This is a genomic window from Neorhizobium alkalisoli (assembly GCF_002968635.1).
Taxonomy (GTDB): Bacteria; Pseudomonadota; Alphaproteobacteria; order Rhizobiales; family Rhizobiaceae; genus Neorhizobium; species Neorhizobium alkalisoli.
In genome coordinates this window covers 413,823-433,123 of sequence record NZ_PVBN01000001.1, presented here as the reverse complement: position 1 = coordinate 433,123, position 19,301 = coordinate 413,823, and the positions used below count along the sequence as shown (strand labels likewise).

Sequence of the window (19,301 nt, the reverse complement as noted above, 5' to 3'; positions counted from 1 at the left end):
TAGTTTCTATGGCGCGTGACACCATCGACCAGACACCGCTTTCTTCGGTGTCCGAGCTTTCCGCCTACCTGGCGAAAGGGCCGCGGCCGAAGGACCAATTCCGCATTGGCACGGAGCACGAGAAGTTCGCCTTTTTCCGGGCGGACAACAGCCCTGTCCCCTATTTCGGCGATGCCAGCATTTCCGCCCTGCTCAAGGGCATGCAGGAAAAGCTCGGCTGGGAGCCGATCATGGACGGCGAAAACATCATCGGGCTCGGCGAGCATTCCGGCATGGGCGCCATCTCCATCGAGCCCGGCGGACAGTTCGAACTTTCCGGTGCGCCGCTGGAGACCATTCACGAGACCTGCCGGGAATCCAATCGGCACCTTGCCGTCCTCAAGGAGATCGCCGAGCCGATGGGCATACGCTTCCTCGGCATCGGGGGCAGCCCGAAATGGACGTCTGTCGAGACTCCGCGGATGCCGAAATCTCGCTACGAGATCATGACGCGCTACATGCCGAAGATCGGCTCGCAGGGTCTCGACATGATGTATCGCACCTGCACGATCCAGGTGAATCTCGACTTCTCCTCGGAAGAGGACATGGCGGCCAAGATGCGGGTCTCGATGAAGCTGCAGTCGATCGCCACCGCCCTCTTCGCCTCGTCGCCCTTTACCGAAGGCAAGCCGAACGGCCTGCTCTCCTGGCGCGGCGACATCTGGCGCGACACCGACAACCAGCGCTCCGGCGTCCTGCCCTTCGTCTTCAAACCGGATTTCGGATTCGAGGACTATGCGGAATGGGCGCTTGACGTGCCGATGTATTTCATCGTCCGCGACGGCAAATATCACGACTGCACCCATCTCACCTTCCGCCAGTTCATGAACGGCGCGCTGAAGGGCGACATCAAGGACTGGGAGCCGACGATCGGTGACTGGACAAATCATCTCTCTACCCTGTTCCCGGATGTCCGGCTGAAGCGGTTCCTCGAAATGCGCGGCGCCGACGGCGGGCCGTGGCGGCGCATCTGCGCCCTGCCCGCGTTCTGGGTCGGACTGCTTTACGACGACACGGCGCTTGCAGATGCCGAAGCACTGACCAAGGATTGGTCTTTCGAAGATGTCGTCGCCATGCGCGATGCCGTGCCGGCAAAAGGCTTGAAGGCCGAGATCCGCGGCAAGGCAGTGCTGGATGTCGCCCGCGACGCGGTGGCGATCTCCAAGGCCGGCCTGAAGGCGCGAAACCGCCTGAACGGCGAAGGCCAGGACGAAAGCATTTTCCTGCAGCCGCTCGATGAAGTGCTCGCCAAGAAGACAACCATGGCGGAAGACATGCTGGCGCTCTACCATGGCCGCTGGAACGGTTCCATCGAACCGGTGTTCGAGGAATATCAGTACTAGGAAATCGAGACCGGTTCTAAAAATCGGTTTCCGTCAATCACTTTCCGGATATAGTGTCGTCACACGCAAGCCGGAAAGGATTGGTCATGGTGCCACTGTTCGATATGATGCTCAGAGCTCAGAACGGCGCTGGCATTGAGGCCATAGCCAAGCAATTCAACCTGGCACAGGAACAGGCGACGCAAGCCATGGCGGCGCTGATGCCGGCCTTTTCCTCCGGACTGAAGCGCAGCACGAGCAATCCCTACGACTTCAGCGCTCTCATGAGCAGCATGTTCTCCGGCTCCTACGCCAAGTATTTCGAGGACATGACGAAGGCTTTCACCCCGCAGGGCCTGACGGACGGCAATGCGGTCCTCGAAAAGCTGTTCGGTTCGAAAGAAGTCTCTCGCGCCATTGCCCAGCAGGCGGAGCAATTCACGGGCATCGGCCAGGAAATATTCAAAAAGATGATGCCGGTTATGGCGGACACGCTGATGGGCGGTCTTTTCAAGCAGATGACGGGGCAGATCTCCGGCGCAAGCGACGCCTTCTCCGCTTCGCCAATGGGTCAGATGACGCAGCAATGGCTGGAAGGCTTGGGGCTCCAGCCCAAGGCCGCGCCACAGCCCGCTGCAAACCCGTTCGACAACCCCTTCACGCAGGCAATGCGCTCGATGTGGGGACTGGACAAGGCGGAACAACCGCAGCCGGCGAGCGGCAATCCGTTTACGGACAACCCGTTCGCCAAGGCTGTTCAGGACATGATGGCCGGCAATTTCGGCGGACAGGCGACAGCTTCACCGGGAAAGCCCGGTGAAAAACCGGCGCCTGAAGCGAACCCCTATCGCGACGTCCTGAACAACATGTTCGACAGCGGGCTCGAAGTGCAGAAGAACTATCAGAAGAGCATGGAAGCGATCTTCGACAACTATCTGCGCAGCACTTCCGGCGACAAAGGGGAGCCGGCTCCTGCTCCGCCCGAGACGAAGCCAGCCAAATAAAAAAGCCCGGCGCGGATCGACCGGCCGGGCAAGAGGCAGGGCTATTGGCTATCACCCTGCGGGGAAAACGGTAAGGTCAGCGATTGGCCGGCCTTGCAAAGCGTGTACGAGCCCGCTCGCGAGCTGCGCGCGACAGGAGAAGCGACGGATCGTCCAGAACGCTGGAACGGTCGAGGGCTTTCACCAGATCATGCCGGGTAATACCGATGTCATTGAGCTGGCGGTCGTCGAGATCATGGAGGCAGTTGGCTGCCAGACGATTGCGAAAAGCGCGCCATACGGATTTCGTTCGCTGCACCAGACCAGCCGAGCGGCCTTTCGTGGCGCGCTGTCCGTGAAGAAGGTCGAGTTCAGTTCCGCAGTCGGTCGTGCTCATCGGTCTATCCTTTCGCAGGCACGAGAAAGGCTGTCCCTTCCGTGGAGGTCCGCGGAAAGGCTGCCTGATTGGGCGCCTCAGGGAGAAGACGGCCCGTCGAACTTGATTTACGATCTCGTTATGCTGAAAATCTATTGATCAGTCCAACGAATGTTCCTAATGATTAGTATCAAACCTTCTGATGGATCATCACCATGTCTGCTCCACTCGATATAGATCAGTTGCATACCTTCCTCGCGATCGTGGACACCGGCAGCTTTACCAAGGCTGCAGATCGGGTTTTCAAGACCCAGTCGGCGGTCTCCATGCAGATGCGCCGGCTCGAGGAGAGGATCGGCAAGCAGCTTTTTGCCAAGGATGGCCGTGGCAATCGGCTGACCGCCGAAGGAGAGAAGCTGTTGAATTATGCGCGGCGCATCATCCGGCTGAATAACGAGGCGATCGCAGCCTTCGACGATAACCGGCTCGAGGGCACGCTTCGCATCGGCACACCGGACGACTATGCGGACCGGTACATGCCGGAGATCATCGGGCGCTTTGCAAAGACCCATCCGAACGTCGAGCTCTACATCGTCTGCGAGCCCTCCGTGAGCCTTGCCGAGAAAATGACGCGTGGCGAACTCGACATAGCGCTGGTCACCCATAATCCCCGCCAGCGGATTTCCGACGTGGTGCGGACGGAGCCGCTGTGCTGGGTCGGCTCGGCCAACCATCCGCTGAAGGACGATGCACCGGTACCGCTCGCCGTCGGCCGCCGCGACTGCCTGTGGCGGCAGCTTGCCTGCTCCGCACTCGACGCCGATGGGCGGGAATATCAGGTTCTGTTCACGAGCTGGTCTTCGACCGTGGTCGCGGCTGCGGTTCTGGCCGGCATGGCCGTTTCCGTATTGCCGGAATCAGCGCTGCGGACGGGCATGAAAGTGCTTACGGCATCCGATGGTTTCCCGCCGCTGCCGCCGGTGCAGATCGGCCTCATGAAGCGCCCGGGCCTCTCGCCCTCGCTGATGAACGCCATCACCGATCATATCACCGCCTGCCTCGACAACATCTCGCCCACCATCATTCCCGATGATCTGGACGGCGAGTCGAAGGTGTTCCCGAGGCTTGCCCGCGCCAGGGCCGGCGCTGTCATGCCGGGCTGGTAAAAGCCGCCGAGCCCAAAAAAAGCCGGGGCAGGACCCCGGCTTTTCTGTTTCAAGACTTCACCTAATTACTCGGCTGCGCTCGGCGTGGCGCTGATCGTATCGACCTTGTAGCCGTGCTGCTTTTCGAGCGCTGCACGGACGCCTGCTTCGTAGTCCGGGTGGATCAGGTTGAAGTGGGCAAGCTGACGCTCGATGATCTCGCCGGGCACTCCGCCCATCGCCGCTCCGATATTGGAGAACAGGCGAGCCTTCTGACTGTCGTCGAACAGGTTGAAGAGCGCGCGCGGCTGCGAGTAATCGTCATTGCCTTCACGATGATTGTAGCGGCTCATGTCGCCATCGATCTTCAGCGGCGGCTCCTTGGCCGACGGCTGTTCAACCGGGCCGTTGACCGAATTCGGCTCGTAGTAGGCATCCGGATTGCCGGACATGAGACCGCCATAAGTATTCATCTGGCCATCGCGATGATAGTGATGGACCGGGCACTTCGGCTGGTTCACCGGAATATGCTCGTAGTGAGTACCGAGGCGGTAGCGGTGAGCGTCCGCGTAGGAGAAGACGCGAGCCTGAAGCACCTTGTCCGGCGAATGGCCGATGCCGGGTACGATGTTCGACGGCGAGAACGCGGCCTGCTCGATCTCGGCGAAGTAGTTTTCCGGGTTGCGGTTCAGCTCCATGACGCCGATGTCGACCGGCGGGAATTCCGCATGCGGCCAGACCTTGGTCAGGTCGAACGGGTTGTAGGATGTCGCCTCCGCCTGGGCCTCGGTCATGATCTGGACCTGAACCTTCCACTTCGGGAACTCACCCTTTTCGATCGTTCCGAAGAGAGCTTCCTGGTAACCCTCGCGGGTCTTGCCGATGACCGTCTCGCCTTCCTCGTTCGTGAAGTGCTTGTGGCCCTGCTGGGTCTTGAAGTGGAACTTGACCCAGAAGCGCTCGCCCGCATCGTTCCAGAAGGAATAGGTATGCGAGCCGTAGCCATTCATGTTCATCGGCGTCTGCGGCAGGCCGCGATCCGACATCAGGATGGTGACCTGGTGGAGGGCTTCCGGCGACAGCGACCAGAAATCCCACATTGCGGTCGCGGAACGCAGGTTGGTCTTCGGATGACGCTTCTGGGTGTGGATGAAATCAGGGAACTTGTAAGGGTCGCGGATGAAGAAGACCGGCGTATTGTTGCCGACCAGATCCCAGTTGCCTTCCTGCGTATAGAACTTCAGCGCAAAGCCGCGAACGTCGCGCTCGTGGTCGGCCGCTCCCATTTCACCGGCTACCGTCGAAAAGCGGGCGAGCATCGGAGTGACCGCGCCCGGCTGCAGACACTTCGCATTGGTGTATTTGGAGATATCTCCGGTGATGGACAGCGTACCGTAGGCACCCCAGCCCTTGGCGTGCACGACGCGTTCCGGGATACGCTCGCGATTCTGGTGAGCGAGCTTCTCGATCAGCTGGTAGTCCTGCAGCATGACGCCGCCACGCGGGCCGGCGGTCATGGAGTTCTGGTTGTCCGGTACCGGCGAACCGGCAGTCGTCGTCAAAATCGGACGATCGGTCATAATTATCTCCCTAACCTGAAAACTTTGTGGAACCTTTCCAAGATTCGACGGGTTGAACATCCCACCCGCAATCGATAATTTCTAATCGTATTTCGTTAATTCTTCGATAGGAAAAACTTATCGTGCTGACATTGCGGCAAATGCGGTATTTCGGGGCGCTCGCATCCACCCGTCACTTCGGCAAGGCTGCGGCGCTGGCGAATGTCAGCCAGCCGGCTCTTTCGGCTCAAATCATGGAAATGGAGGAACACCTCGGCTGCAAGCTCGTCGAGCGCAACCGTTCCGGCGTCCTTCTTACCCGCAACGGGATGGAGGCGCTGCGGCGCGTTCAGGCAATCCTGGCGGAGGTGGAACGCCTGGAAGACGCCGTCCGCGAAAACGGTGGCATACTGCATGGTCTTGTGCGGATCGGCATCATCCCGACGGTCGCTCCCTATCTCGTCCCCCGGTTGGTGCCGCATCTGCGGCGAGACCATCCCGACATTGAAATCGAGTTGAGAGAAGCCGTCACGGACCGCCTGGTGACGGATCTTCTCGACGGGCGGCTGGACACGGTCATCGCGGCCCTGCCGATCGAGGCGGACAATGTCGAGGTTCAGCCGCTGTTTTCGGACCGGTTCTTCATGGCAATGGCAAACAACGACCGGGACGTACTGATGTCGCCGCTGACGGAAAACCAGGTGGACGCAGATCGGCTCCTGCTCCTCGAGGAAGGACACTGCCTGCGCGACCAGGCGCTTGCCGTCTGCGGCACCGCGGGCAAACGGAGCCTCGTCAATTTCGGCGCGACATCCATGACCACGCTCCTGCAGATGGTGTCGCACGACATGGGCATGACGCTCATTCCCGAAATGGCGATACCCACCGAAACCGCGCGCAACGATCTCAGAATCGTACCCTTCGCCGAACCCGCGCCATCACGCGAGATCGGCCTGATCTGGCGGAAATCGAGCGGCCGGGCCGAAGACATGGCCGCCTTGGCGCAGGCGATAGCCGCCTGCGTTCCGGCAAACGCCGGTTAGGCCAGGTTCTTCTTGAAGAAAGCGACCGTGCGACCCCAGGCGAGATCGGCGGCCGCCTTGTCATAACGGGCCGAGGACGTATCGTTGTTGAAGGCGTGGTTCGCGCCGTCATAGACGAAGATCTCGAAGGTCTTGCCGTTCTTCTCGAGGGCTTCCTTGAAAGCAGGTATGCCTGCATTGATGCGCTCATCCAGCCCGCCATAATGCAGCATCAAGGGTGCCTTGATCGCGGGAACATCTTCCGGCTTCGGCTGGGAACCGTAATAGGCGACACCGGCATTGAGACCGGGAAATTCCACGGCGAAATTGTTCACCGTGCCACCGCCCCAGCAGAAGCCGACCGCACCCACCTTGCCATTGGCACCGCTGATGCCGGCCAGATAGACCCTGCTCGCCTCGGCGTTCGCCGCGACCTCGCTGGGATTGAGCGACGAGAACATCTGACGGGCCTTTTCCTCGTCTTCAGGCGTGCCGCCCTCGGGGGACAGGAAGTCGACGGCCAAGGCGTTGAAGCCTTCGAGCGCCATGCGCCGAGCCACGTCCTTGATGTGATTGTTGAGTCCACGATTTTCATGGATGACGATGACACCGCCCAATGGTGCGGAAGCGTTCTTGGGCCGGACCAGGTATCCCTTCATCGTGGCACCGTTTGCCCCGGGATAGGTAACATCCTCCGCCGTCAGGCGGTCGTCATTGGCGGGAACGATCTCCGCCTTGGCACCGCTGGCCGCAAGCATCGGCGCAATTGCCGCAGCCGCCGCGCCGGACCCTGCAAGCTGCGTCAGCTTCTCCATAAAGCGGCGGCGATCGAGGGTGAGATGCGTATATTCGTCATAGGCGTTGATCATCGCCTGGGTGATCTTCGGCGTTTCGTTGTCCATGTTTCTCTCCTCCCGGCTTTTCAACCAGGCCGAAATCTAACGCCGCGAGCGCTCCCTGAAGATGAAACAATCCGTGAAAAGGGGGCCGAAAACTACACTTGTTCGTGAGAAGGAGGCCGGCGGCGGTTCCCTAAGCCAGCGCCAGCCATAAAGCGAGCCAGGCCCACATCGCCGCCAGCGCTACGAAACCGACGATGAACAAGGGGCGGCGATACCGAAGACGATTGCTGGTGATGTGTATGTAAGAGTGCGCGCACCGCGACAGAATGAAGATCCAGGCCAAAGCGACCGTCGCCCAGTTGTCCGCGGTCGAGACATACAGCGCGAGACAGACGGCATGGAACAGGACCGGCAGCTCGAACTGGTTCCTGAGATTGTTGTGGACCAGCAGACTTTCCGGCGGTTCCTGGCGATTTTCCCGAAACTGGCCGGCTTCGGCGCTGCCTGAACGGACAGCGGTAAAACGCCTTCTCGACAAGAGCCAATAGAGAAAGAAGACGAGCGCGGCATGCGCAATCATGGGCCAGAGCGTGGCATTCGACAGCATATTTCCTCCCGATCCGAAGCGATCCGGCGAACCTCTGGAAGTTTCGATGGCGCGGAAAGCAGCGCCATTGAAGTGATTTCAGGTGAACGAAATGTCTTGGCTGTTGGGTATCAAGCCCCGGCGCCCGGATAGTTCGGGCTCTCACGGGTGATGGTCACGTCGTGAGCATGGCTTTCGCGAAGGCCGGCGCCCGAGATCCGCACGAAGGTGGCGCGCTCCTGGAACTCCTTGATGGTCGCCCCGCCAACATAACCCATGGCTGCCTTCAGGCCGCCGCCGAGCTGATGCAGCACGCCCGATACCGGACCCTTATACGGCACCTGGCCTTCGATACCTTCCGGTACGAGCTTCAAGGTGTCGCGCACCTCCGCCTGAAAATAGCGGTCGGCGGAGCCGCGAGCCATGGCGCCCACCGAGCCCATGCCGCGATAGGCCTTGAACGAGCGGCCCTGGTAGAGATAGACCTCGCCCGGGCTTTCGTCGGTGCCGGCAAGCAGCGAGCCGACCATCACGGCCGATGCACCGGCGGCAATTGCCTTCGCCAGATCACCCGAAAACTTGATGCCGCCGTCAGCGATGACAGGAATGTTTCGCGCACGGGCAGCATCCACCGCCGCCATGATCGCCGCGAGCTGCGGCACGCCGACGCCCGCGACAATGCGGGTCGTGCAGATGGAACCAGGCCCGATACCGACCTTGACCGCATCCGCGCCGGCATCGATCAATGCCAGGGTGCCGTCGGCGGTCGCGACATTGCCGGCCATGACACGGACCGAGTTGGAGAGCTTCTTCACCCGCGTAACAGCGTCGAGGACCCTCTGCGAATGACCGTGGGCAGTGTCGACGACCAACAGGTCGATACCGGCATCGATCAGACGTTCGGCACGCTCGTATCCGTCGTCGCCGACGCTGATCGCGGCAGCGGCGCGAAGCCGGCCCTGCGCGTCTTTCGACGCGTTCGGATTGAGCTGCGATTTTTCGATATCCTTGACCGTGATGAGGCCGACGCAACGGCCGTCGCCGTCGATAACCACCAGCTTTTCGATGCGGTGCGCGTGAAGCAGACGCTTGGCTTCGGCCTGATCAACGCTTTCCTTGACGGTGATGAGGTTTTCCCGCGTCATCAGCTCATAGATGCGCTGGCTCGGGTCGGAGGCGAAACGGACGTCGCGGTTGGTGAGGATACCGACAAGCCGGCCGATCGTATGTCCACCGGAACCGCCATTCTCCACGACGGGGATGCCCGAAATGCCGTGCGACTTCATCAGCGACAGCGCGTCTGCGAGCGTGGCATCCGGACCGATCGTCACGGGATTGACGACCATGCCGCTTTCGAACTTCTTGACCTGCCGGACTTCCTCGGCCTGCTCGACGGGGGTCAGATTGCGATGGATAACACCGATGCCGCCCGCCTGAGCCATGGCGATCGCCAAACGGCTTTCGGTCACCGTGTCCATGGCGGAGGAAAGGATCGGCAGGTTGAGGTCGATGTCCTGGGCGATGGTCGTCGAGATGTTCGTCTGGCCCGGCATGACTTCGGAGTGGCCCGGCTGAAGCAGGACATCGTCAAAGGTAAGCGCATCCGCGCCGGTTGCCGTTTCAATGATGCGTGCCATGGCCAATTCCTCGATCAGAAAATGCAGATCATGCTCCGGAACGTGATATCCGCCCGGGCGGTCTTGCAAGAGTTGCTTGGAAGTTGGCGAGGGCTGGTAACACGTTCATGACAGGAAGGGAATAGCAAAAACCCGGCAAGCCGTTCTGCCGGGTTTTTCCAAAGCTTTTCGATAAATCAAATATCGAACTGGTAGGTCTTCGGCACGAAGCGATAACCCGTTTCCTGCCGCTCGGCGAACCCCACGGCCGGGAATGGCATGTGATAGCCGAGGAAGGCGATCTTGTCGGTCGTGATCATGTCGTAGACTTTCTTTCTGGTCGCGGCAGCCTGGGCCTTGTCCATGTCGAAACGGACTTCCCACTCAGGGCGCTCCAGCGAAAGAATGTAATGATTGGCGGTATCGGCCGTCAAAACGAGCCGCTTGCCCTCCGACTCGATGTTGAAGATCAGATGCCCGGGTGTGTGGCCGGGGGCGGTCATCGCAGTTATTCCGGAAACCACGTCGCCGCCGTCCTTCAGGAACGTCATCTTCTCCGCATGCGGCTTGACGTTCGCAAGCACAGCCTTGTGGTTTCCTTCGGCGGGCGTTCCCGCACGCGCCGCATCGCTCCAGAAGTTGTATTCCGTCTCGCCGGCCACATAGCGGGCCTTCGGGAAAGCGGGTTTGCCGTCCTCCATGATGCCGCCGATGTGGTCGCCATGCATATGGGTGATAACAACAATCGAAATATCCTCGGGCATGTATCCGGCGGCGGCCAATCCTTCGATCAGACGCCCGCCACCCTGGGCACGGGCGGCCTTGCCGAGACCGGTATCGAAGAGGATGACCTCACTGCCCGTATCGACAAGTGTCGGCGAAAAGCTGTTGACGAACTTGTCGGCGGGCAGAAAATTCTCGTTCAGCAAAGTGCCGACCGCTTCTGCAGATTGGTTCGTTCCGAAGGTTTCCTGCGGGTTTCCAGAGGGGCGGGCGCCGTCTTTGACCACCAGGACCTGAAAACCACCGACCTTGAACTTATGGATATCCGGAGGCGTCACCCGGTCGATAGCCTGCGGTTTGCTCTCCTGCGCGAAAGCCCTGCCACTGATGATGGCCGGTGAGGCGATAATCCCGAGGCCCGCCGTTCCAAGCAGTGCCCGCCTGTCAAATTTAATCGACGTCATTCTTCAGCTCCCTATGACTTGCCCAAAACCCGGCATCGAGCCCGCGGCGACTTGGAACATAACCAAGCTCGGGAACAAGAAAATCGCCTCTCACGCAGACGTGACCCAAACAGGAAAAAGGTGAAATTCGCTCATTGGCAGAAGGAGCCCGGAGGTTTACAGGAAAACCGTTCCGCGCACCGCAGGCCGACATGAATCGCGTCATTCCACTTATTCTCGCTGTCGCTCTTTTCATGGAGCAGATGGATTCGACCGTTATCGCCACGGCGCTTCCTGCGATCGCCGCCGACCTGAATGTCGGGCCGATCACACTCAAACTGGCACTGACGTCCTACATGGTGGCGCTGGCGGTGTTCATTCCCATCAGCGGCTGGATGGCAGACCGGTTCGGCGCCAAGAAGATTTTCCGGCTGGCAATCCTGGTCTTCGTCATCGGCTCGATCTTCTGCGCGATCTCCTCGTCGCTGATCGAATTCGTGCTGTCCCGCTTCCTGCAAGGCATGGGCGGAGCGATGATGACACCGGTCGGTCGCCTCGTTCTCCTGCGCACGACGAAACGCAGCGAGCTCGTTTCGGCCATGGCTTTGTTGACTATACCCGCCCTTGTCGGCCCATTGACCGGCCCTCCGATCGGCGGCTTCATCACCACCTATTTCAGCTGGCACTGGATTTTCATCATCAATGTGCCGGTGGGCCTGCTCGGCATCTATCTTTCGAGCATTTTCCTGCCGGAGATAGAAACGGCCCATCCACCCTCGATCGACTGGATCGGCTTCCTGCTGACTTCGATCGCGGCGGCGGGAACGGTGTTCGGCCTCTCGGTAGTCGGCCTGCCTGCGCTGCCACCTGCCGTCGGCATCTGCTCAACCGCGATCGGCCTTGCCTCCGGCCTCATCTACCTTCGCCACGCGCGGAGACATCCTTCGCCGATCCTCAATCTCTCGATCTTCAGGAACGACGCCTTCCGCGCCGCCACCTCGAGCGGCACGCTCTTCCGCATCTCGACCGGCGCCATTCCCTTTCTGATGCCGCTGATGCTGCAGCTCGGGTTCGGGCTCAACCCGTTCCAATCCGGCCTGATCACCTTTGCGGGCGCTCTCGGAGCGCTTGCCGTGAAGTTCGTGGCGCGGCGCGTCTTTGCGGCAACGGGCTTCAAGGTGACCCTTCTCATCGCGGGCGTTCTTGGGGCCGTCACCACGGCCGCCAACGGGTTCTTCACGCCGGAAACATCCCATGCCCTGATCGTCGCGTTCCTGGTGGCGTCCGGCCTCTGCCGCTCCTTCTTCTTCACCGGATCCAATGCGCTCAGCTATTCGGAAATCAGCGACGAGCAGGCCAGCCAGGCAACGTCGATCGCCTCGGTGCTTCAGCAGGTCAGCATGGCTCTCGGCGTGGCTTTTGCGGCCTTTATCCTCGAGGTCTCGGCGGCCTTTTCCGGCACGTCCCTAGGGCTTGCCGACTTCCACCTTGCCTTCTTCGTGGTTGCCGCTCTGTCGCTCTTCGCAATCGGTCCGCTGCTGAAACTCGACCCGATGGCGGGATCAGCGGTTTCCGGCCATCGCGGCGGCAGGATCCAGCCGGAAGCGGGCGAGTGATCAGGCCTCGGTTTCGGCTTCGGCTTCCACGGCCGGGGGTTCTGCTCTGCGGCCCTTGAAGTGCTTGGCAAGCAGGAACATTTCGACGGATTCCGAGCGCGACGCACCGGGCTTCACATGGATAACCTGCCGGAAGTTCTGCTTCAGCATGTTGAGCAGGTCCCGTTCGGTCCCGCCCTGGAAGGTCTTGGCAAGGAAGTGACCGCCTTCGCCCAATACCTCGACCGCAAAATGGGCGGCGACTTCGCAAAGATGCATGGTGCGCAGATGGTCCGTCCTCTGGTGGCCGGTGGTCGGCGCGGCCATATCGGAAATCACCAGATCCGGCGTCCCACCGACCGCGTCGATGAGCATCTGCGGCGCCTCAGGATCAAGAAAGTCGAGCTGCAGGAATTTCACGCCCGGCAGCGGCGCCATCTCAAGAAAGTCGATCGCTGCGACGCGGATATCCTCGTCCGTCGAATCGGTCACCTTCGCGGCGATCTGCGACCAGCTTCCGGGTGCCGCCCCAAGATCGATGATGCGACGGGCGCCCTTCAGGATGTGGTGCTTTTCGTCGATCTCGAGAAGTTTGAACGCGGCGCGGGCGCGATACCCCTCCAGCTTGGCACGCTGCACATAGGGATCGTTGATATGGCGCTCCAGCCAGCGGCGCGAAGACGCCTTCAGCTTGCCCTTCTTGACCTTTTGACCGAGCTTTCGGCCCGTACGATTGCCGCCCACCGGTGGTTTCGCCATCGCCCTGCTCCTGATTGTTACTGTCCGCCGGTTGCCGGCCGGCGCTGACGCGCGCGGCGCCAGACGCCGTCGTCCGCCATCATATCGGTCAACAGCCCTTCGCGGAGCCCCCGGTCCGCCACCCGCATGCGCGGGCTCGGCCAACGGCGGCGGATCGCTTCCAGAATGGCGCAACCCGCAAGCACCAGATCGGCGCGGTCCGGTCCGATGCACGGATTGGCCGCACGGCCGGCGAAATCCCACGACAGCAGCTTTGCCTGCATGGCGCTCACTTCCGCATCGGTCAGCCAAAGACCGTCGACCTTGCGCCGATCGTAGCGCGGCAGGTCAAGATGAACTCCGGCTAGCGTGGTTACCGTTCCGGACGTTCCGATGAGGTGGAAATCCTCCGCGCCCTGGCGCCGAACGGCTTCGAGCGGCGGGCATTGGAAATCTGCCAACATGCCTTCGACTTCCGCCACCATGGCGGAGAAAACGTCCGGCGTGACATTGCGTCCGCCATGGCGCTCCGACAACGTCACCACGCCGACCGGCAGCGAGGTCCAATGGGTGATGTGATTGGCGAGCCGGCTTGAGCGATTTTCGCCGATGCGGATGACGGCGATTTCCGAAGACCCGCCGCCGATATCGAACAACACCACGGAGCGGGCTTCGCGGCCAACGAGCGACGCACAGCCGGAAACGGCGAGACGTGCCTCCGTTTCCCGGTCGATGATCTCCAATTCGAGCCCGGTTTCCGAAATAACGCGACCGAGAAACTCTTCGCCGTTCTCGGCGGCGCGGCAAGCTTCCGTCGCGATCAGGCGCATGCGGCGGACCGGCTTGTTGGCAAGTTTGGCAGCGCAGATGCGCAGGGCATCGACCGCACGGTCCATGGCCTCCGCCGAGAGCCTTCGGCTCGCCCCCAGCCCCTCGCCCAGGCGCACGATGCGCGAGAAGGCGTCGACGACACGAAACTGTCCGGGCCGGGTCGGCTGCGCGATCAGCAGGCGGCAATTGTTGGTGCCGAGATCGAGTGCTGCGTAAAGATCGTTGACGAAGGGAAACCTGTCTCCCCGCGGCTCGGAAGCTGGGGCATCGCCGCCAAGCTTGTTCCGGCCATCCTTGGCAGGCGCCGGCGCAGACGGCACTGCTTTTGCGACATTCGGCTGCGTCTTGGCTGGAGCCAGCGGCCGACCCTGCAGTCCGCGGCCACCGCGATTCTTCTTCCGCCGGTGGCGCGACTTGCCCGAGGGTGACTGTGATTCGCCTGAACGGACAGGTTCCACCGCCGCGACGTCGCTTGCTGCCGGCGCCGCCTGTTGAACGCCACCGGATTTCCCCCGTCGACGCTTGCGCTTGCGGGCCGGCTGACCGGTATCCTGGATATGGGAACGTGCGGCAGGGCCGGCAGAATCAGCCGAACCCACATGTGCGAACGACGCCACGTCGCGGCTTTTGCCCCGTCGCTTCGCCTTCCGACGCCGAGAGGATCTTTCCTCCCCGCGCGCTGCCGACGCCCCGCCTTCCGGCGTCTTCGCGCCGCTATCGGGGTCCATCACTTCTATGTCCATCTTGCCGCGCAACACCTTCATGAGGCATGCCGCTGGCGTTTGTTTGTTTCGTTGGCGTGAAGATAACAGCCCGTTGCGTTTTCGCCAACGGCTTTTTGCCGACTGTTGTCCTCCAGAAGGCCTCTGTTGGGGCAGGCTGCCGGCTTTCTATTTTTTTCGAAATCGGTATTTGCAATTCGCCCGCTTTTGTTTATAAGCGCCGCACATCAGCCGAGCCGGTTTACCGGTTGAGCCTGCTGGGGAATAGTTCAACGGTAGAACGACGGACTCTGACTCCGTTAATCTTGGTTCGAATCCAGGTTCCCCAGCCAATTCTCCCTAAAGGCCCTTAATTCCTTGATTTTCCAGTCGTGCCGGATATCGTTTTGGCATCATTGGCGACCTGATGCCCAGAACTGTAGCCCACAGGTGATGCCCACGCGAAATATGCGCGGCGGCAACGCCGGTGGTAGGCAAGGGCAACAACCTGATGGCGGTCCGCCACGACGTCGAAAACCTCACCCGCCGCGGCAATATCTTCTATTGGCGCGCGCGCGTCCCAAGCGCCTTCGGGCAGTGCCGACCAGGCAGCCGGCTTTCACTGAGCCTTCACTGTTCTGATCATAAGAAAGCGCAGGCGATCGGCCGCAAGCTCAACATGCTGGTCGCCGAACTGAAGTTGAAGCAGAAGGAACCCATGTCCAAGGCGCAGCTCCAAAAGCTTTGCGAACACGAACGAGACATGATGCTCATGCATCTGGAAGATGTCTCGATGGTAGCGCGGCGCTATGGCCGTCCCGCCGACATTTCAGAGCTGGAAATGGACCTCGAGAATGGCTGGGCCTATCGCCTGATGGGGATGTTCGGCATCACCCATCACCTGACGTTGAAGGAAAATTGCCGCGGCTTAGCCTACCTCAGGCAAAACGGGGTTCCCGCCGCCCACGTCTTCGCGATCAACTCGAACTACCTCGAACTTCTCCAAGAAGCGAACTCGCGCGGCTTCAAGGAGGGCATTCGAAGATTGATGCACCTCTTCGAAATCAATTCCCATCCGCTCAACGAGGAAAAGGCCATGAAGGCCTATTTCAGCGGACGGGCGGAAGCGCTCTTCGATGTCGCGGAACGGCATCCTCTCGCCGATCGTGACCTGAGCGAACTCACCGGCGGTCCGGCTTCGACACCACAGCCTGCATTTATCGAGGTCGCCGCACCCTTGAAAATGACGCCGCCATCGTTGGAGATCGCGGTTCCCGCTGAAGATGTTGTCGGGCCCTCCGCGCCCGCTGTGCCGCCGGTGAGGCTGCTCGATCTCACTCCCTCGCCGCGGCTCGCTGTCAGTGAGCCAATTGACGAAAAGCCCCGCCGCGTCATTGCCGTCGCGGATTTCGAATCTGCGTGCGAAGGGCTCGTCAAGAACATGAAGGACGCTTGGGATGAGACGACCGCACGTGACGCTCGTGCGCTCGTTCGCATGTTCATGGGCGTGCTCGAAGAACACGAAGTGGAACACACCGGGCAGATTACGCAATACCATCTCGGCGAGCTTCGCCAGCACTTCAACGACATCCCCGTTAACTGGGGAAAAAGCGCCAGAATGAGGGCGATGTCCGCGCCCGAGCTTCGCGCTGAGGGCGAGAGGCTACGCGAGCGGGCCAACGCGGAGGGCAAAAAGGCGAAGGTGGGCCTCAAGGCAGCCACCATCCGCAAACACATCGGGAACCTCAACCATTTTCTGACCTATGTCCGCGCTCGCGGGTTCGAAGTTGGCGATTGGACTTTCCAGGGCTTGAGGCCGAAAAAGCCTAAGGCCGGGCTTATTCGTACACAACAGCACAAGCCGACGCCCGACGAGATCAAACCGATTTTCTCAAGCCCGATCTACACTGGCTCGCTGAACCACGATCGAGGCCGCAAAAAGCCTGGACCGCACGTCTTTCATGACGCGGCTTACTTCCTGCCTATTATGTTTTCCTATCTCGGTGCACGCAGGCTCGAGTTTGCAGGGCTTGCATTGGACGACATCGCCGAAGACGATGATGGTCTTGTGCTCATCATTCGGACAAACAAGTTCCGGCGGCTCAAGACTGTGCAATCAGCGCGCGTTTTGCCACTGCCGGATGAGCTGGTTCGCCTGGGTTTCCTGGACTATTGTGCATTGCTACAGGAGCTGGGGTATGAGGCCGTGTTCCCTGAACTCTTCTCCGACAAGACGTTGAACGATCCCGGCGACCGCTTCTACGACGTCTTCCTCCCGATCATGAAACAGTGCCTCGGAGAGAACATGTGGGAGCGCGCTTTACACGCGTTCCGCCACGGCATGGCAGATACCCTCCTTCAGGCGGGGGTCCCGCCCCTGATTATCGATGACATTTCCGGACGCCTTAGCGAGGGAAGTGAAACCAACACGCGCTACACCAACCCCGCTGGTCTGCCATTGATGCGCGATGCTCTTAGCAAGTATCCAATCATCACCGCCGGCATCGACCCGAAGCCGATCAAACTACTGCCATGGATTGAAAAACGGCTGCCGCCGCCGTGGGCGCGCGGAGCGAAGAACGAGGCGAGACGCCGGAAATAATTTCCGACGCCTCCTTATCCATTAAGCGGCTTCCCAGACCTGATTCAGGATACGTGCCGCAAGTGCGGCCTTGTCCTGCGGGAGAAAGCGCCCGTAGTGCTTGGCGACCATTTCGGCGGTGTCCTGGATGGCGTAGCTCGCCTGCTCGTAGGAGCCTGTCTGCTTCAGGATGTGGGTCGCCAGCACGTCACGGACATTGTGGGGGCCGTGCGGGAGCAGCCCCTTGATCGCGCCTCGTCCGGTATAGGGGTTGTATATGCCGTAGCGCTGAATGGTGTGACGCCAGGCCTCGTAGAAACTCGTCGTGTCATAGGCCGCGTTTGTGCTGGTCGTCTTGACAGTCTTGACGAAGAACGTGCCGGGATCCGCAGGCGAATGATCTCCTCGGTGATCTTGCGATACTCGCCAACGGGGCTTGCCGCCTCAAGGACCGGCATGATCGGCTCGAAAGGGTCGCGATGGACGCGAGCAATCCGTTGGATTTCCTTGACGCGGTGGGCAGCATGCTTGTGGAAGTCTTCGCAGGCACCGTGCCAGTCCGCATTCGCATAGTCGATCTCATTTTGCGAAACGAGGCCGGCAATCGGTTGAACGCGTGCCAGCAGCTCCGGATGCTGCCGGAGCCATCCGGTTCCCTCCTTGGTAATCGCCAAGGCGATCCGCAACATGTCGACTTCCCAAGCGGTGAAGAAGCCGCGGCGCGTCTCCCGCCACTGCAGATACCAATCCCAGACGCCGGGGAAAATGAGGAGTCCGAACGTCAACTGCCGGACCGGCACCCCGTAGCCCTTCACCTCTCCATCTCTCGATGCTGTAAGGGCACCGAACATCAGCCCGAGATGCTCAATCTTCTGCGAGGCGGTTTCTTCACCCCAGACCCCGTTTCGCTGAAAGCCGACCGACGTCAGAGCTGACGTCTTGAAGCGCACCAAGTCGGCCATTTCCATTGCAAGTGACGGCGGCGCTTCTATCACGCCTGACAGCAAGTCAGGATCCTCGACCCAGGTCTGCTCATAGTTCGCAGGAACGACGATTTTCCCGTCGCGTGGCGCCCGCCCACCATAGGAGACGCCGGGGAAGCGGATGGCGTAACGCTGCTTGGCGGCGGCTGCTTGGTATTTCCGGTAGTCCGTCGTGCCGCTGATAATAACCCGCCGTACCCAATCGATGATTTCCTCTCTCTTCTGGAAGGACAGCGTGTTGAAATCCTCAGGGAGATGCCAGGCGATGCGACGCCGTTCGGCAGGCTCTATGCCGGACAGCTCAAACCCTGACGCCGATCGTGAAGGGTGTGGAAGCTTGGCTTTGAAGTAGCCAGCAGGAAGCCGGTACCGTCGCTCGATCCGTGACAAGATCTCGAAACTCTCGATACTCCGCGGCACTTTCCGGCCTTCGATCCAGCTTAAAAGCGTATTCTTGTCTGTGACGTCATCTGGACCAATGATGCCGCGATAAAGCGTCCAGTACGGTTCGCCATGGCGCCGGAGCTGGAGCTGTAACGCCTCGGAAAAGTCCGTCGGATCTTCGCTAACGTCGAACAACGGTTCTGGGAATTCGAGACCTGTGCGTGGACTTGGTGCTGTAGCGCCCGATGCTGGTTTGGGCTGGTTCTGCGGTGGGCGAGCTGGTCGGGGACTTGTGGGCACCGCCTTCGTCCTCAGCGTCTTTCGTGGTCGAGGGACTTCGGGGTCTGCGGCCGTGGCTAAGAGGCGCGTGTCCCGGATCCAGCGAACAATGGCGTCAAAGGCTGGGTCGATCTGACGCGCGTTGCCCGCAAGCAGATCGGTGTCCAGGCCGCAGGCTGCCGCGACAACGTGCCAGTCTGTCTTGCCGCTGGTTCTTGGCGCCGGTCTCCTCGTCTGAATGAGCGTGTGCAAATACCACTTCAGCCGGGGAAGTTCGTCGTCCTTGAAAAGCGGCGCCAGCCGCAGTTGGCAGAAGGCGTCGATCTTGCGTTGAAAGGCTTTGGCAGAAAATTGGTTCATTTCCATTCACGTAGCTGTTGTTGGTCGTTCCCGCAGACGCGGGGCACGCGAGCTATGCGAATGGAGTTAACCTCCGGTAACCGAGAGTTTCCGCAGGCGAAAGCTTCATAAAAACGATTCAGTTGCAAACGGCGTTTCACGAAGTAACGGGGGGACGAAGTCCCCAATGATAACGCCGTTTGCACAAATAGTT

The 19,301-nt window shown here is 60.6% G+C and carries 14 protein-coding genes, 1 tRNA gene and 1 pseudogene; 7 read left to right on the top strand and 9 right to left on the bottom strand.

Annotation, left to right across the window (positions count from 1 at the left end; genetic code table 11):
* Nucleotides 1–8: 8 nt before the first annotated feature.
* Entirely contained in the window at nucleotides 9–1,382 is a 1,374-nt protein-coding gene (locus C5L13_RS02045; protein ID WP_105381581.1) for a glutamate--cysteine ligase, read from the top strand.
* Between the two features lie 86 nt (nucleotides 1,383–1,468).
* Entirely contained in the window at nucleotides 1,469–2,365 is an 897-nt protein-coding gene (locus C5L13_RS02040) for a DUF937 domain-containing protein (RefSeq protein WP_105381580.1), read from the top strand.
* Between the two features lie 76 nt (nucleotides 2,366–2,441).
* Here the strand turns inward: C5L13_RS02040 and C5L13_RS02035 are convergent, their stop codons facing one another.
* Complete coding sequence (locus C5L13_RS02035) at nucleotides 2,442–2,741, bottom strand: DUF1127 domain-containing protein (RefSeq protein ID WP_105381579.1); 300 nt, start codon at nucleotides 2,739–2,741, stop codon at nucleotides 2,442–2,444.
* 194 nt (nucleotides 2,742–2,935) lie between these two features.
* On the opposite strand from C5L13_RS02035, the gene C5L13_RS02030 reads away from it, so the two are divergent.
* Nucleotides 2,936–3,886: a LysR substrate-binding domain-containing protein gene (locus C5L13_RS02030; protein WP_105381578.1), complete on the top strand. Its 951-nt coding sequence runs from the start codon at nucleotides 2,936–2,938 to the stop codon at nucleotides 3,884–3,886.
* A gap of 65 nt (nucleotides 3,887–3,951) precedes the next feature.
* On the opposite strand, the gene katA is transcribed toward C5L13_RS02030, so the two are convergent.
* A complete protein-coding gene (katA, locus tag C5L13_RS02025) occupies nucleotides 3,952–5,445 on the bottom strand; it encodes a catalase KatA (RefSeq protein ID WP_105381577.1) in 1,494 nt (497 codons plus the stop codon).
* A 122-nt stretch (nucleotides 5,446–5,567) separates the two neighbouring features.
* Here katA and C5L13_RS02020 point away from each other — a divergent pair, with 122 nt between their 5' ends.
* Entirely contained in the window at nucleotides 5,568–6,467 is a 900-nt protein-coding gene (locus C5L13_RS02020; RefSeq protein WP_105381576.1) for a hydrogen peroxide-inducible genes activator, read from the top strand.
* On the opposite strand, the gene C5L13_RS02015 is transcribed toward C5L13_RS02020, so the two are convergent.
* From C5L13_RS02015 to C5L13_RS02000, 4 genes are all read right to left on the bottom strand, one after another.
* Nucleotides 6,464–7,348: a dienelactone hydrolase family protein gene (locus C5L13_RS02015; protein ID WP_105381575.1), complete on the bottom strand. Its 885-nt coding sequence runs from the start codon at nucleotides 7,346–7,348 to the stop codon at nucleotides 6,464–6,466. The genes C5L13_RS02020 and C5L13_RS02015 overlap by 4 nt on opposite strands.
* Before the next feature lie 130 nt (nucleotides 7,349–7,478).
* On the bottom strand, nucleotides 7,479–7,895 hold the full coding sequence (locus C5L13_RS02010; RefSeq protein ID WP_105381574.1) for an MAPEG family protein: 417 nt from the start codon (nucleotides 7,893–7,895) through the stop codon (nucleotides 7,479–7,481).
* 110 nt (nucleotides 7,896–8,005) lie between these two features.
* Nucleotides 8,006–9,511, bottom strand: coding sequence for an IMP dehydrogenase (gene guaB / locus C5L13_RS02005; RefSeq protein ID WP_105382038.1), 1,506 nt, complete (start codon nucleotides 9,509–9,511; stop codon nucleotides 8,006–8,008).
* 176 nt (nucleotides 9,512–9,687) lie between these two features.
* Complete coding sequence (locus C5L13_RS02000) at nucleotides 9,688–10,677, bottom strand: MBL fold metallo-hydrolase (protein WP_105381573.1); 990 nt, start codon at nucleotides 10,675–10,677, stop codon at nucleotides 9,688–9,690.
* Between the two features lie 191 nt (nucleotides 10,678–10,868).
* Here C5L13_RS02000 and C5L13_RS01995 point away from each other — a divergent pair, with 191 nt between their 5' ends.
* Complete coding sequence (locus C5L13_RS01995) at nucleotides 10,869–12,272, top strand: MFS transporter (RefSeq protein WP_105381572.1); 1,404 nt, start codon at nucleotides 10,869–10,871, stop codon at nucleotides 12,270–12,272.
* Here C5L13_RS01995 and C5L13_RS01990 read toward each other — a convergent pair whose 3' ends face one another.
* Nucleotides 12,273–13,010: an RlmE family RNA methyltransferase gene (locus C5L13_RS01990; protein ID WP_105381571.1), complete on the bottom strand. Its 738-nt coding sequence runs from the start codon at nucleotides 13,008–13,010 to the stop codon at nucleotides 12,273–12,275.
* Nucleotides 13,011–13,027: 17 nt separating this feature from the next.
* Nucleotides 13,028–14,584, bottom strand: a complete 1,557-nt coding sequence (locus C5L13_RS01985) for a Ppx/GppA phosphatase family protein (protein ID WP_105381570.1) — start codon at nucleotides 14,582–14,584, stop codon at nucleotides 13,028–13,030.
* A 216-nt stretch (nucleotides 14,585–14,800) separates the two neighbouring features.
* On the opposite strand from C5L13_RS01985, the gene C5L13_RS01980 reads away from it, so the two are divergent.
* Nucleotides 14,801–14,874, top strand: a tRNA-Gln gene (locus C5L13_RS01980).
* Between the two features lie 326 nt (nucleotides 14,875–15,200).
* Nucleotides 15,201–17,123 (top strand): site-specific integrase, encoded by a 1,923-nt coding sequence (locus C5L13_RS01975; RefSeq protein ID WP_245423210.1) that lies wholly within the window; start codon nucleotides 15,201–15,203, stop codon nucleotides 17,121–17,123.
* 21 nt (nucleotides 17,124–17,144) lie between these two features.
* Here the strand turns inward: C5L13_RS01975 and C5L13_RS01970 are convergent.
* Nucleotides 17,145–19,114, bottom strand: a pseudogene (locus tag C5L13_RS01970) (hypothetical protein).
* Between the last annotated feature and the right edge of the window lie 187 nt (nucleotides 19,115–19,301).

Coding starts and splice junctions, on each gene's coding strand:
- C5L13_RS02045 (WP_105381581.1), top strand. CDS start 9: ATGGCGCGTGACACCATCGACCAGACACCGCTTTCTTCGGTGTCCGAG.
- C5L13_RS02040 (WP_105381580.1), top strand. CDS start 1,469: ATGGTGCCACTGTTCGATATGATGCTCAGAGCTCAGAACGGCGCTGGC.
- C5L13_RS02035 (WP_105381579.1), bottom strand. CDS start 2,741: ATGAGCACGACCGACTGCGGAACTGAACTCGACCTTCTTCACGGACAG.
- C5L13_RS02030 (WP_105381578.1), top strand. CDS start 2,936: ATGTCTGCTCCACTCGATATAGATCAGTTGCATACCTTCCTCGCGATC.
- katA (WP_105381577.1), bottom strand. CDS start 5,445: ATGACCGATCGTCCGATTTTGACGACGACTGCCGGTTCGCCGGTACCG.
- C5L13_RS02015 (WP_105381575.1), bottom strand. CDS start 7,348: ATGGACAACGAAACGCCGAAGATCACCCAGGCGATGATCAACGCCTAT.
- C5L13_RS02010 (WP_105381574.1), bottom strand. CDS start 7,895: ATGCTGTCGAATGCCACGCTCTGGCCCATGATTGCGCATGCCGCGCTC.
- guaB (WP_105382038.1), bottom strand. CDS start 9,511: ATGGCACGCATCATTGAAACGGCAACCGGCGCGGATGCGCTTACCTTT.
- C5L13_RS02000 (WP_105381573.1), bottom strand. CDS start 10,677: ATGACGTCGATTAAATTTGACAGGCGGGCACTGCTTGGAACGGCGGGC.
- C5L13_RS01995 (WP_105381572.1), top strand. CDS start 10,869: ATGAATCGCGTCATTCCACTTATTCTCGCTGTCGCTCTTTTCATGGAG.
- C5L13_RS01990 (WP_105381571.1), bottom strand. CDS start 13,010: ATGGCGAAACCACCGGTGGGCGGCAATCGTACGGGCCGAAAGCTCGGT.
- C5L13_RS01985 (WP_105381570.1), bottom strand. CDS start 14,584: ATGAAGGTGTTGCGCGGCAAGATGGACATAGAAGTGATGGACCCCGAT.
- C5L13_RS01975 (WP_245423210.1), top strand. CDS start 15,201: ATGCTGGTCGCCGAACTGAAGTTGAAGCAGAAGGAACCCATGTCCAAG.